This is a genomic window from Psychrobacter sp. Ps7, assembly GCF_022129225.1.
GTDB classification, from domain to species: Bacteria; Pseudomonadota; Gammaproteobacteria; order Pseudomonadales; family Moraxellaceae; genus Psychrobacter; species Psychrobacter immobilis_A.
The window spans coordinates 33680-47425 of record NZ_JADQAH010000010.1 but is presented as its reverse complement, the minus strand read 5'-3'; the positions used below and the strand labels follow the sequence as shown (position 1 = coordinate 47425).

The window sequence follows — 13746 nt, the reverse complement described above, 5'->3', positions numbered from 1 at the left end:
TATAAAATAATCAGTAAGAAATGGTCGGTAGATATCACTACCTCGTGCTTGATTACGCTGGTGTGTGTTAAACTGTGTCGCTAACTATTTATAGCCCAATTTAATAGATGGCAATAATCCGCCTCCTTAAGCACAAATTTTAGATATTATTTTGAAGTATCCGTTTTTAGGGACCGTTATTTTTATATATTATTTTTTAGATAATGTTATCTTGAAAACTTTTTAGCGTTACTAATTTCTAGCAGTTTTTTAGCATTGTAATTGTAGTATTTTGAGCCTTTATTCATATCAACTCATTTTTGATATTATTGACAACCTCTACGCCATATTTTGATGAATCGATTGATTATATCAACGCACTGAGCGAGCGATAGCGCGTCACAATATAAAAATGTCCGATGCAAGTAAGCGAGTATTTATGAACGATAAGTCAGTTTCTAAGTCCACATCTCAACTGGCCACCTTAATCCAAATGGGTAAAGAGCAAGGGTATCTCACCTATGCTGAGGTGAATGACCAACTGCCCGACTCTATTACCGAAAGCGATCAGATCGAAGATATTGTGCAAATGCTGACCGACGTTGGTATCAAAATCTTTGAATCTGCGCCTGATGCCGATGACATCTTGATGAACGACGATTCAAGCGATGATGACATGGCAGCGGATGAGGCAGCGGCGGTATTGGCCTCTGTTGAGACTGAGCCGGGTCGCACCACTGACCCTGTGCGTATGTATATGCGTGAAATGGGTACGGTTGATCTATTGACCCGTGAAGGTGAGATCGCCATTGCCAAGCGTATCGAAGAAGGCATTCGTGACGTACAGCATGCGATGTCTTACTGGCCGGGCACCGTACAGTTCGTCCTTGATGAGTATCAAAAAGTACAAGATGGCGAGAAAAAGCTTTCTGACGTCATTACTGGCTTTTTAGATCCTGAAACCGAAGCAGACAAAATCGCTGCCCAAGAAGCAAAAGAGGCAGCAAAAGAAGAACGTGAACGCATAAAAGAAGAGAAAGAAAATCCGCCTGTGATCAAAGCAAAAGCCAAAGCAGCGGCGCTTGATGATGAGGACGAGGATGAAGACGACGTTGAAGAGGAAGCTGAAGAAGAAACCAGCGGTATCGATCCTGAAGAAGTACGTCTGCGTCTAGAAGAAATCGAACACTTATTTATTAAAGCCAAGCAAGCCTTGCTAGATTATGGCCGTGGTAGCACAGAAGCAGATACTGCTTATGCTCTACTTGCCGAACGCTTTATGATGCTAAAGTTGAACAATCGCTTGTCAGACCAAGTCATGGCCATCATGCATGACGTCTATGACGACGTGCGTAAGCAAGAGCGTCAAATCATGCGTTTGGTCATTCGCCGTGGTCGTATGCCGCGCGAAGAATTCCGTAAGACCTTCCCTAGCAATGAAACCAACGTCGACTGGCTCATTGAACGTATCAAGGGTAAGCCTGCCTTTGCTGGTACCTTAGAAAAAGTCGCAGACGACGTCATTTTACTTCAACGTCGCATTCGTGATTACGAGCAGCAGCTCGACATGAAAATTCACGATATGAAAGATGTCGCTCGCCGTATGGCTGTCGGTGAAGCAAAAGCTCGCCGCGCCAAAAAAGAAATGGTCGAAGCTAACCTGCGTTTGGTTATTTCTATCGCGAAGAAATATACCAACCGTGGTTTACAGTTCTTGGATCTAATCCAAGAAGGTAACATCGGTCTGATGAAAGCGGTTGATAAATTTGAATACCGCCGTGGTTATAAGTTCTCGACCTATGCAACATGGTGGATTCGTCAGGCAATTACCCGCTCTATCGCTGACCAAGCGCGTACCATTCGTATTCCTGTACACATGATCGAGACGATTAATAAAATAAACCGTGTCTCACGTCAGTTGCTACAAGAAATGGGACGCGAGCCAACGCCTGAGGAGTTAGGTGAACGCTTAGAGATGGACGAAGTTAAAGTCCGTAAAGTACTGAAAATCGCCAAAGAGCCTATCTCTATGGAAACGCCAATCGGTGATGATGAAGACTCACATCTAGGTGATTTCATCGAAGATGGTACTATCTCAAGCCCTGTTGATGATGCGACCGCAGCTGGTCTGCGTGAAGCGACTCGTGATGTATTGGGCAATCTGACTGAGCGTGAAGCACGCGTACTAAAAATGCGCTTTGGTATCGACATGCCAACTGACCATACCTTGGAAGAAGTAGGTAAGCAGTTTGACGTAACACGTGAGCGTATTCGTCAGATTGAGGCAAAAGCACTGCGTAAATTGCGTCATCCGTCACGCTCTGAGCATCTGCGTTCGTTCTTAGAGAATGATTAATCATAAAGCAAACTAAGCACCAATAAAAAAGCCGAGTTTATCTCGGCTTTTTTGGGTCATCGATTTGATGGCTCGAGTGCTATAACTACATGTCTTCATCAAGGAATACAAGAACGAGCTTGCAATGGCACTATACAATATATATGATTCGTATACATTTCATATACTAGGTAAAATAATGGGTATTGTTAAGATTGATGATGCGCTACACGAAGAGCTTCGTAAAGCCAGTGCGGTAATGGTACGTTCGATTAACGCGCAGGCAGAGTATTGGATAAAGATAGGTATGTTGGCCGAGGCCAATCCTCACGCATCTTATACCGATATCATCAGCGAGCAGTTAAAACGAGCAGATGTTAATATAGGAAATCTTATCGATGGCTAAAATCGCGCTAAAAACACCTGAAGAATTGGCCATCATGCGCGAGTCTGGACGCTTATTGGCATCGGTTTTTGCTTACCTAGATACGCACATGGTCGCTGGCATCTCCACAATGACTGTCAATGATTTAGTCGAGCGCTATATTGTGGATGTTTTGCAGGCGCGACCTGCCAGCAAAGGTCAATACGGCTACCAATACGTGCTCAATACTTCTGTCAATCAAGTGGTTTGTCATGGTGTACCCTCAAGCAATCAAGTCCTAAAATCAGGCGACATCATCAATGTAGACATTACTTTAGAAAAAGGCAGCTTTATTGCCGATTCTAGCAAAATGTATATGATTGGCGATGTGATGCCCTTAACAAAACGCCTCGTCGATAACACTTATGAGGCCATGTGGGCAGGTATCCGTGTGGTCAAGCCGGGCGCAACGCTCGGCGATGTTGGGCATGCCATTCAAAGCCATGCCGAACAGCACGGTTACTCTGTCGTTAGAGAATACTGCGGGCATGGTATCGGTCGCGAAATGCACGAACAGCCTGAAGTTTTACATTATGGTCGCGCTGGTGCAGGCTTGGTTCTAGAACAAGGCATGACCTTTACTATTGAGCCAATGATTAATCAAGGCAAAGCCAAAGTAAAAATGAAAAAAGACGGCTGGACGGTGGTGACTGCAGACAAAAAGCTTTCTGCCCAATGGGAGCATACCATCGCGGTGACTGCCGATGGTTATGAAGTGCTGACGCTGCGTGAAGAAGAGACCCTTTAAAGCGTGCTTACCGTTCCCCTTGCTGCTGCGCAATACAAAAGTGATTTGAGTATTTAAGTATCATCTTATTATTGCCATATTGGTAACTACTGATATGATAGGTCGCGATGATTTGAGTATACGCTGATTGATACCTCTGTCATCGCTTTTTTATACATGCCATCGATAGGAAACCGACATGATTGTCCGGCAAACCCCAAACGCCCTCAAGATACTTTTTACCCTGCACGGCTCTGTCATTCCAAAAATTTATCCGCAAATTTTGCTGATCGCGCTTCTCAGCACACTTATAACAATTATTCAGCACTGGCTTCCTGACTCTTTTCCTTATTATGGTATGGCTCCTTTTACCTTGCTAGGAATCGCGTTGTCGCTATTTCTTGGATTTCGCAACAATGCCAGTTATCAACGCTGGTGGGAAGCTCGAGGGCTTTGGGGTCAGTTGGTATATGATGCGCGTAGCTTAACCCGTCAAGTGCTTTCTTTTATAGATACTGATACCGAGAATGGGCACGAGACTGGGCGAACGATGGTTTACCTGACCATTGCTTTTGCGCATGCTGTGCGCCATCGCCTGCGCGGCTCGTCACCTTGGCATGATGTCGAGCCTTTTGTCGCATCGAAACACCATGATAGTATGCGCCAAGCGCGCAACCTACCTGATTACATCATGCGCCTCATGGGTAAGCAGCTCGGCGACATTCGGCGTCAAGGACTGGTGTCAGAGCAAGTCATACAGAACATGGACGAGCGCCTGACGTCTATGACCATTGTATTGGCGGCCTGCGAGCGCATTCATAATACACCGCTGCCGTTTGCTTATATGCTGCTGGTCCATCGCACGACCTATCTGTATTGCATCATGTTGCCTTTTGGCTTGGTGGCCTCGCTCGGTTGGGTGACCCCACTGATTTGTGCCGTGATCGCTTATACCTTTTTTGGTTTGGATGCCCTCAGTGAAGAGCTAGAAGAGCCTTTCGGCTTAGCCGCCAACAAACTACCCCTGACTGCATTGTCGCGTACTATCGAGATTAATCTGCGAGAAGCACTAGAAGAGGCAGATATTCCGCCTGAGATCACTCCTATCAATGGCTATTTGCCATAGCCTCTTAGCTGAATGATTATAAAGCATAAATTAATCAATGCTAAATGAGACAGTGTCCCATAAACATGTTGCCTTAATTTATAAGATATTTTTTAATATCCTACCGTCGGGTAGCTAAATAATATAGGCAATCGTAGAGCGTTTATGAATAAAAAATACATTTGAAAATAGTGATTTCTTTCACCATTCTCGTGGTACTTGATCAGCTTAATAAAAGGTAAAAACTTGCCTATTTACGCTTGTAAGACAACCTTTATTCATGGTTTTTTGCGCATCACTTGCTAATGATAACTGAATTCGTCTACCATAGAGCCGATTGCTTAAGTACGAGCAGTTTAAACTTATATAAACTTTATATTTATTTCTGAAAAATAAACCTTGTCGGGGTGCTTTGATTTTTGATGCTTTAACTACAATTCAAAATCATGGCTGAGAGTTACCCGCGAACCTGATGCAGTTAGCACTGACGTAGGAAACAAGCGTGACATTTTATAGCACACCTCTTAAGCATACATTGCTAAGCAAGCCTTGCCAGTTTATTCATATAATCTGGTAAGGTTTTTTTGTGCCTGCTCACTGATCACCTCCTACTCTTTGCTTACTCGCATTTTATAACAGTAAGTGAACACTATGAACTACCAAACATTACGCCACCATTGCCCCACATGGGATGACTACATTCAGCATGATTTTGTCAAACAGCTAACAGCAGGTACGCTCGCCCCTGACAGCTTTCGTCACTATCTTGTGCAAGACTATTTATATCTTATTCACTATACCCGTGTGATGGCGTTGAGCGTGTATAGGAGTGATACGCTGGCACAAATGCGAGTCGGTCAAGCAGGCATCAATGCCATGCTAGATATGGAAATTGGCATGTATCTCGATTTATGTCATGAGTGGGACATCCCACTTAAAGAAGTAGAAAGCGCTTCTGAATCTGCCGTGACTATTGCCTATAGCCGCTACCTATTGGACGCTGCCATGTCAGGCTCATTAGCTGAGCTTTATGCGGCAATTGCTCCTTGTTTGATGGGCTATGGCGAAATTGGCAAACGCATTAAAGAACAAGGTTTTGTCGCGGACAATCCTTACCAGCCATGGATTGATGTCTTTGCCAGTGACGAATTTCAAGCGATTACCGCGCAGAATGAAGCGCAGATTAATACGCTACTAGCACAGGCTAACCCCGCTCAGGCAGACAAATTCCAACAGTTATTTAATACTGCTTCACGTATGGAAGTGAATTTTTGGCAACAAGCGCTTGATCTGTCCTAGCCCTATGCAAAGTGCTAGCTTTATGGCAAATACTTTTATATACCATATTTATTATAAATAAAATTTAACTTAACCCTAAACATAATAATGGACACACTCAAGGAGAAACATCATGGCAGCATTTGATGAACATGCAAGCGCGTATGACAGCTGGTTTTTTGACAACCAAAACTTACTGACCAGTGAGCTAAAGCTGGTCGCGCATTTCTTAGATAAGGATAGTGAGATATTGTCTATCGGCTGCGGTAGTGGACTGTTTGAGTCACTATTGGCGCAGGATTATGATATCCATATCAGGCACGGCATTGAGCCTTCTAAAGACATGGCTGAAATCGCTAAAAAGCGCGGCTTACAAGTGGATATTAGTCCTGCCGAGACTTGCGATATTGAGCCAAATAAGTTTGATATCATCATGTTTAACGGCAGTGTCAGCTACATCAACGATTTGGATATCTGTATTAAAAAGGCATTTGATGCCTTAAAAACCGGCGGCAAATTGATTGTTATCGATGTGCCAAAAGAAAGCGGTTTTGCCAGCTTATATAATTTGGCCAGCTCATTAAATACTTGGGAGCATCCGCTACTTGCGCATATCTCTCCTGCTGATCCCTATCCTATTGAGCTGGTTAAATCAGCAAATTGGCGCACCTCTGATGAAAAAATCGCGCTGATGCAAGCCAATGGTTTCGTCGATTTTGAGTATGCGCAGACCTTACTGACCCATCCTATGTATGCCAATGACAAGGTGCAAGAAGTCATCGAAGGCTATGACCGTGGGGATTATGTCGCTGTTTGTGCTTATAAAAAATGAGCTGATATGTGTATTAACATTTGATTATCATGGATGACTGAGCAAAATTTATGACAGATCACAGTGATCCATAGCATACTGTCATTGCCATTTTAGCACTTGAATTATAAGTTTAGTGCCACTATAAATGGTGAATAAAGCTCTTATGCTAATAGCTAACATTTAATAAAGCGAGGCACACATCATGACTGACGATCCAAAAGACAGCACCAATCAAAACAACAACCAAGCACCAGCAAATGAAAAATCAGTAAAAATGACCAACCTAACGCCCAATCAAGGTGTGATCACAGGCAAAAGGACGGATATTCAAAATCCTGAGCTCTGGGACTTTCCAATGAACTATCCACTTAGCATCATTGGTCATGAAGGCGAGCGTGAGAACTTACTCAATGAAGTGAAGCTTATTTTGGGCAGTCAGTTCCCTGATTTCGATTTGGCCTCGATAGAAGTGAAACCGTCTAAAACGGGTCGCTTCCATTCAGCACGGGTCAATCTATATCTTACAGCAGCCGATCAGGTCAATGTACTGTATGCCTCACTCGACGCTGCCAAAACAGTCCGTTTGGTCGTATAAACAGATAATTGTCGTTTAAAAAAAGCCAGCTGCTTTTCCGTCGAAATCGTCACTCGCTATTAATCACATACGGGTGGCGATTTTTTGTGGTTTGCTGTACAATCTGCGCCCTCATGATTATTGTTCTATATCCCCTTATTGGTGGGTCATTTACTCGCGAATGAAAAGCAAATGATCCTACGATTTTTACAAAAAACTTATTATTTGAGTCAATCGCGTCTAACCCTTACCCCATCGTCCTTTGCTAAAATTCGGACACAGCACAACCTCACAGCAACATAGTTTGATGCTAAAATCAATATAGTATTTTCAAAATTTTCCCGCTATATTGTGCCTACCTACTAACAAACACGCTATATGTAGTACTCAGTGAATTTAATTGTCACTATGAGTAGCGGTAGATTTTTGCCTAAAAAAACACCTATCGCGGCGCAAGCATCGTAGCATTATAAAGAATGCCTGCCGTTTACTGACTGTGCAGCATCACTATAAGCAACATTATAAATAATTACCAAGTTATCAACTTAAGAGGGCAACATGACACACATCGACAAAATCAAAGTGACCAAACGTGACGGACGATTAGAGCTTATTGATTTGGATAAAATTCATAAGGTAATCGAGTGGGCAGCTCACAATTTGGATAATGTGTCTGTGTCGCAAGTTGAGCTAAAGTCGCACATTCAGTTTTATGAAGGTATCAAGACTCGCGATATTCACGAGACCATCATCAAGTCAGCAGCAGATCTTATCTCTGAAGATACGCCTGATTATCAGTATTTGGCTGCGCGTTTGGCGATTTTCCATCTGCGTAAAATTGCTTACAATAAATTCACCCCGCCGCACCTTTATGATCATGTCAAAAAACTGACCGACGCTGGTAAATACGATCAGCATATCCTAGCTGATTATAGCCGTGCTGAGTTTGATGAATTAGAAGCATATCTTGATCACTGGCGCGATATGAACCTTGCTTATGCCGCTGTTGAGCAAATGGCAGGTAAATACCTCGTCCAAGACCGTGTCAACAAGACCGTCTTTGAAAGCCCGCAGTTCTTGTACATGCTGGTTGGTATGTGTTTGTTTAGCCGTTATGACAAATCAGATCGTTTGGACTACGTAAAGCGTTTTTACGATGCGACGTCGCAATTCAAAATCTCGCTACCAACACCTATTATGGCAGGAGTGCGTACCCCATCGCGTCAGTTTAGCTCATGCGTATTGATCGAATGTGGTGATAGCCTAGATTCTATCAACGCGACCACCAGCGCCATCGTACGCTATGTGTCACAGCGTGCTGGTATCGGCATCAACGCGGGTCGCATCCGCGCCCTTGGTAGCCCTATTCGTGGCGGCGAAGCACAGCATACCGGTTGTATCCCATTCTATAAACTGTTTCAGACAGCTGTTAAATGCTGCTCACAAGGCGGCGTCCGTGGCGGTGCAGCGACGTTGTTTTACCCATTGTGGCATTTAGAAGTTGAGTCATTATTGGTACTTAAAAACAACCGCGGCGTGGAAGACAACCGTGTGCGTCATATGGATTACGGCGTACAGCTAAATAAAACGATGTACACGCGCCTCATCAAAGGTCAAGACATCTCGCTATTCTCACCAGGTGACACGCCGGGCTTGTATGATGCGTTCTTTGAAGATCAAGACAAATTCGAAGAGCTATACACCAAGTACGAAAATGACCCAAGCATTCGTAGCCGTCAAATCCCAGCCGCTGATTTGTTCAGCCTAATGATGCAAGAACGTGCGAGCACGGGTCGTATCTACATCCAAAACGTCGATCATTGCAATACGCATAGCCCATTTGACCCAACGGTTGCGCCGATTCGTCAGTCAAACCTATGTATGGAAATTGCCCTACCGACCAAGCCACTTGATAATATCAATGACGAAGAAGGCGAAATCGCGCTTTGTACGCTATCAGCGGTCAACTTGGGTAAAGTCGACAACGTCAGCGACATCGAAGAACCAGCTGAGCTAATCGTCCGTGCGCTTGATGCCCTGCTTGATTATCAAGACTATCCAGTTAAAGCGGCTCAAAATGGCAGCATGCGTCGTCGTACACTCGGTGTGGGCGTTATTAACTATGCGTATTACCTTGCTAAGAATGGCGTGCGCTATTCAGACGACTCAGCATTGGGTCTCACCCATCAAACATTTGAAGCGTTGCAATTTTATCTCTTGAAAGCGTCAAACAAATTGGCAAAAGAGCAAGGCGCTTGCCCTGCGTTCAATGAGACGACGTACTCGCAAGGTATCTTGCCGATTGATACGTACAAAAAAGATTTGGATAAAATCTGCCAAGAGCCGCTACATCTCGATTGGGAAACCCTACGTACTGAAATCACCACTCACGGTCTGCGCAACTCTACCCTAACCGCCTTGATGCCGTCTGAGACCTCTAGTCAGATCGCCAACGCGACCAACGGTATCGAGCCACCACGTGGTTTGGTGTCTATCAAAGCGTCAAAGGACGGCATCCTAAAGCAAGTCGTGCCTGAGATTGATAAGCTAAAAAATCAGTATGAGCTACTATGGCAAATGCCAAACAATGACGGTTACCTACGGCTGGTCGCTGTCATGCAGAAATTCGTCGATCAAAGTATCTCTGCCAATACCAACTACGATCCCGTTCGTTATGAAGGCGGTCGTGTACCAATGAAGATATTGCTTAAGGATTTACTAAACGCGTATAAGCTTGGCGTGAAGACGTTGTATTATCACAACACCCGTGATGGTGCGAACGATGCCCAAGCGGATATGGAAGATGATTGTGCTGGCGGTGCATGTAAGATTTAGGCTAGAAATATTGGAAATACTATCCTGTTACTTTTAAAAACTATAGGTGACAGGATATTTACTATACCGATCTTAGCTTTTTAGCCAGTTTTAATAGTATGGAGTATTATTTTGGACATTCGGATCATTCCGAGCAACTATGTAGCTCTAGCTTCAGATATCTCCGTAATTATGTCTTTTATTAGCTTAGCTATTTCTATATTCTTATTTCTTGAAGCTAGGAAGATATATAAACTATTTATCGGAAAGGCTAGGATTCCAGAAATCAATAAATCTTTAAAAAAGATCTATCCAGACGTATCAGAAAAAATGAATGATTTTGAAAACAACAAAGAATATATATTTACAGAGTTTTTAAATGCTAAAAGCCTTGTTGAGAGTCTGGAAAAAAAGCTCACTGAGGATTCACACAAAAAAAAGTGTAGAAATTTTGTACTTATGTTTACTACTAAAAAATATTTTTTCTATTATCGCAAAAAAATAGAATTTACAGACAAAGAATCTTGGTTGTTGTTGAGAGAACTATCTGCCCTAGTTGTTACTCTTTCAGAATTAGAGAAAGATTTAAAATGGAAATGAATACTATGGATACTGTATCTAAATTTGAAAATCTAATTAATATTTTAATACAACAAACTAACTCTAATACAATTAGATGGAATATAGGAATACCCCCTAAAAATTTATCTTATGGCACAGATGATTTCTTCCCATTATTTCTTTATACAGAATACCAATCTCAATCCCTAGGCTTATATTTAAGAAGATATAGATACTATCATGATGAATCTGAATATAGCTGGTGTGAAGATACAGTGTTTTGTATCATTAAAGATGATTACATTGTATACAAATATGAAAAGAACTCTCCAGCACTATTAGATTTATTCGATAAAGCAAGTCAGCAAGTATCTGGTATTGACAATTTGTTTAAATAAATATGCTTGTTTAAACATTATTTATATTTTTTGTAGGATATTCCCAGCGCAGTGATAGCATGGAAATTACGTTTGGCGCACCCTACAAAATACGCGTAAATAGATTAACAATTAAGACCTAATTTTCGTGCTAATATTGTCTCTATATTTAGAGCTTAATATTAGCGGAGAATGAATCATGCAACCAATATTTGCGACACAGACAGCCAGTATCTCAGAGCTGAAAAACAACCCTTCGGCACTGATTAAACAGTCAGACGGTGAGTCTATTGCTATCTTAAACCACAATAAACCAGTGGCTTATTTAGTCTCAACAGACGTCTTTGAACGCATGATGGAAGCAATGGACGACATGGCATTAAGCCAAACTATTAGCTCACGGATGAATGACGGGCAAAAACCTGTAAAGGTAACGTTGGATGACCTATAATCTTGAGTTTCACCCTTTAGCGTTAAAAGAATGGAAAAAGTTAGCACCCAGTATTCAGCAGCAGTTTAAGAAAAAGTTACAGCAGCGCTTATTAAATCCTCGTGTTCCTGCTTCACAGTTATCAGGTCATAATGATACTTATAAAATCAAACTACGCACCATAGGCTATCGTTTGGTGTATACCGTTAAAGATGATGTGGTCGTGGTTTATGTATTAGCAGTAGGCAAAAGAGAGAATAACAAAGTATATGATGCGCTTGCGACACGCCACCCCTAATTAAAACACAGACAGAATAAAAATAACGGAGGTCATAGAGTGCAATATACCGCAATCATCAAAGACGGTGGTTTGTTTATCCCTAACGTATTTTCAGACCTAAACGATGGTGACTCGCATATCGTACAAGTGGAAGTCGACATCGCAGACGTCCGTGAGCAATTAGGCGAAGGCACAGCAGCAAAACCAGAAGCATTAAAGAAAGTCACCACAAAAGTATTGAAAAAACCAATAAAGAGAACGACTAAAAAAGACGTACAGAAAGAAATGCATCAACTATCAGATGATGATGGCTTGAGTGCGCTGCGTAAGAGTGCGATCGATGAATTGGAAGGTTTGGACGATAGTGAGCTAAGTGAGATATTTAAAGCGTATATGAATGATGGACAGACGCCAGAACAGATATCTTTAGAGCACTTGTAATACAATCCCATCCAATCAAACCAAATCTAGTCAAAACCCTATAACTTAATAACCATATCAATGATAAAGGCAGTCTCATGACTTATTCGATTTTTTCCCAAACGCCAAACAATGCGCTAACAGAGCCGATGTTTTTTGGTAATCCGGTCAACGTGGCGCGTTACGACCAACAAAAGCACCCTATCTTTGAGCAATTGATTGAAAAGCAACTGTCGTTCTTTTGGCGTCCAGAAGAAGTCGATGTATCACGTGATCGTATGGACTATGGCAATTTGTCCTCACACGAACAGCATATTTTTATCAGTAACCTAAAGTATCAAACGCTACTCGACTCTATCCAAGGTCGCAGCCCAAACGTCGTACTACTGCCATTGGTATCGATTCCTGAGCTTGAGACGTGGATTGAGACGTGGACGTTTTCTGAGACCATTCACTCGCGCAGCTATACCCATATCATTCGCAATATTATCAATGACCCTGCTATCGTCTTTGATGACATCATGCAAAACGATCATATCCTAGAGCGCGCCGCAGACATCGCCAAGTACTACGATGACTTATATTATAACTCATCGCTATATAACCTATACGGTGCAGGCACGCACACGATCAATGGTAAGCAAATTACTGTCGATTTAAAATCGCTGAAAAAGCAGCTTTACTTGTGCTTGATGGCAGTCAACGTCTTAGAAGCCATTCGCTTTTATGTGTCATTCGCTTGCTCATTTGCCTTTGCTGAGCGTAAGCTAATGGAAGGTAATGCCAAGATTATTAAATTGATTGCTCGTGATGAGGCGCTACATTTAACGGGCACTCAGCATATTCTTAACCTCATGCGCATCGGTCGTGATGATCCTGAGATGGTCGACATTGCCAAAGAGTGCTATGAAGAAAGCATCGAGATATTCCGTAAAGCGGCTGAGCAAGAAAAAGAATGGGCAGGCTATCTATTCAAAGACGGCTCAATGATTGGTCTCAATAAAGACATTCTTTGCCAATATATTGAATACATCACCAATTTACGTATGGAAGCGGTTGGCTTGCCAGTCGCATTCCCGAATTCTAAATCAAACCCAATCCCGTGGATTAACACATGGTTGTCATCTGACAACGTACAAGTTGCCCCGCAAGAGACGGAAATCAGCTCATACTTGGTTGGTCAAATTGATTCAGATTTATCAGACAGTGATTTTGATGATTTTGAACTTTAGAGCTTATGTGTTCATTTAAAAAATAGTTTTTGAAAGATTATTGTTTAGAAAGTACAGAATGATAGGGAAACAAACAGGATAAGACTATGACTTGGGTAATGACGAGTAAAAAGCAATTTTACTTGCATGATGACGAAAGCTTGCTTGATGGATTGCTACGCACCGGACATGATATCAATTATCAATGTAAGGAAGGCTATTGTGGCAGTTGCCGCATCAAGCGTATCGCCAGCTCACACGTCATTGACTATCCGTTTGCGCCCCTTGCCATGATTGATGAAGACGAGATCCTACCCTGCTGTTGTCGTGTGCAGGGGGTGATTTACATTAATCACGAGCCTACTATAGAGTAATATTAACCAAAATAGTGCTAAAAAAGTCGAAACAAAAAGCGCG

Annotated in this window: 15 protein-coding genes and 1 riboswitch; all 15 genes read left to right on the top strand. The window is 42.4% G+C overall.

Annotated elements, in window-relative coordinates; all coding sequences use genetic code 11:
• Positions 1-418 precede the first annotated feature (418 nt).
• The 15 genes from rpoD (at position 419) to yfaE (ending at position 13703) form a co-directional block, all read left to right on the top strand.
• The gene (gene rpoD, locus I3257_RS05480; protein ID WP_238049050.1) at positions 419-2335 is read left to right on the top strand and encodes an RNA polymerase sigma factor RpoD; all 1917 of its coding nucleotides are present in this window, start codon (positions 419-421) and stop codon (positions 2333-2335) included.
• A 178-nt stretch (positions 2336-2513) separates the two neighbouring features.
• Positions 2514-2720, top strand: a complete 207-nt coding sequence (locus tag I3257_RS05475; RefSeq protein WP_045446174.1) for a ParD-like family protein — start codon at positions 2514-2516, stop codon at positions 2718-2720.
• A complete protein-coding gene (map, locus tag I3257_RS05470) occupies positions 2713-3486 on the top strand; it encodes a type I methionyl aminopeptidase (RefSeq protein WP_087815184.1) in 774 nt (257 codons plus the stop codon). Before I3257_RS05475 ends, map begins: the two co-directional genes overlap by 8 nt.
• 178 nt (positions 3487-3664) lie before the next feature.
• The gene (locus I3257_RS05465) at positions 3665-4591 is read left to right on the top strand and encodes a bestrophin family ion channel (protein ID WP_087815182.1); all 927 of its coding nucleotides are present in this window, start codon (positions 3665-3667) and stop codon (positions 4589-4591) included.
• Between the two features lie 372 nt (positions 4592-4963).
• A riboswitch (TPP riboswitch) is annotated at positions 4964-5083 on the top strand.
• Positions 5084-5221: 138 nt separating this feature from the next.
• A complete protein-coding gene (gene tenA, locus I3257_RS05460; RefSeq protein ID WP_087815180.1) occupies positions 5222-5869 on the top strand; it encodes a thiaminase II in 648 nt (215 codons plus the stop codon).
• A 112-nt stretch (positions 5870-5981) separates the two neighbouring features.
• Positions 5982-6680: a class I SAM-dependent methyltransferase gene (locus I3257_RS05455; RefSeq protein WP_087815611.1), complete on the top strand. Its 699-nt coding sequence runs from the start codon at positions 5982-5984 to the stop codon at positions 6678-6680.
• Positions 6681-6936: 256 nt separating this feature from the next.
• Positions 6937-7257 carry a DUF493 domain-containing protein gene (locus I3257_RS05450; RefSeq protein WP_045446256.1) on the top strand — a complete coding sequence of 107 codons (321 nt, stop codon included), beginning with the start codon at positions 6937-6939 and terminating at the stop codon, positions 7255-7257.
• A 537-nt stretch (positions 7258-7794) separates the two neighbouring features.
• Positions 7795-10071 (top strand): class 1a ribonucleoside-diphosphate reductase subunit alpha, encoded by a 2277-nt coding sequence (gene nrdA / locus I3257_RS05445; protein WP_087815613.1) that lies wholly within the window; start codon positions 7795-7797, stop codon positions 10069-10071.
• Between the two features lie 111 nt (positions 10072-10182).
• Entirely contained in the window at positions 10183-10650 is a 468-nt protein-coding gene (locus I3257_RS05440) for a hypothetical protein (RefSeq protein ID WP_087815615.1), read from the top strand.
• Positions 10641-11009, top strand: coding sequence for a hypothetical protein (locus tag I3257_RS05435; RefSeq protein WP_087815617.1), 369 nt, complete (start codon positions 10641-10643; stop codon positions 11007-11009). Before I3257_RS05440 ends, I3257_RS05435 begins: the two co-directional genes overlap by 10 nt.
• 178 nt (positions 11010-11187) lie before the next feature.
• Positions 11188-11439, top strand: a complete 252-nt coding sequence (locus I3257_RS05430) for a type II toxin-antitoxin system Phd/YefM family antitoxin (protein ID WP_087815619.1) — start codon at positions 11188-11190, stop codon at positions 11437-11439.
• Entirely contained in the window at positions 11429-11716 is a 288-nt protein-coding gene (locus I3257_RS05425; RefSeq protein ID WP_087815621.1) for a type II toxin-antitoxin system mRNA interferase toxin, RelE/StbE family, read from the top strand. The genes I3257_RS05430 and I3257_RS05425 overlap by 11 nt, the downstream gene beginning before the upstream one ends.
• A 39-nt stretch (positions 11717-11755) precedes the next feature.
• Positions 11756-12139, top strand: coding sequence for a hypothetical protein (locus tag I3257_RS05420; RefSeq protein ID WP_087815623.1), 384 nt, complete (start codon positions 11756-11758; stop codon positions 12137-12139).
• A gap of 77 nt (positions 12140-12216) precedes the next feature.
• On the top strand, positions 12217-13350 hold the full coding sequence (gene nrdB, locus I3257_RS05415) for a class Ia ribonucleoside-diphosphate reductase subunit beta (RefSeq protein ID WP_045446160.1): 1134 nt from the start codon (positions 12217-12219) through the stop codon (positions 13348-13350).
• A gap of 86 nt (positions 13351-13436) precedes the next feature.
• Entirely contained in the window at positions 13437-13703 is a 267-nt protein-coding gene (gene yfaE, locus I3257_RS05410; RefSeq protein WP_045446158.1) for a class I ribonucleotide reductase maintenance protein YfaE, read from the top strand.
• Positions 13704-13746 lie beyond the last annotated feature (43 nt).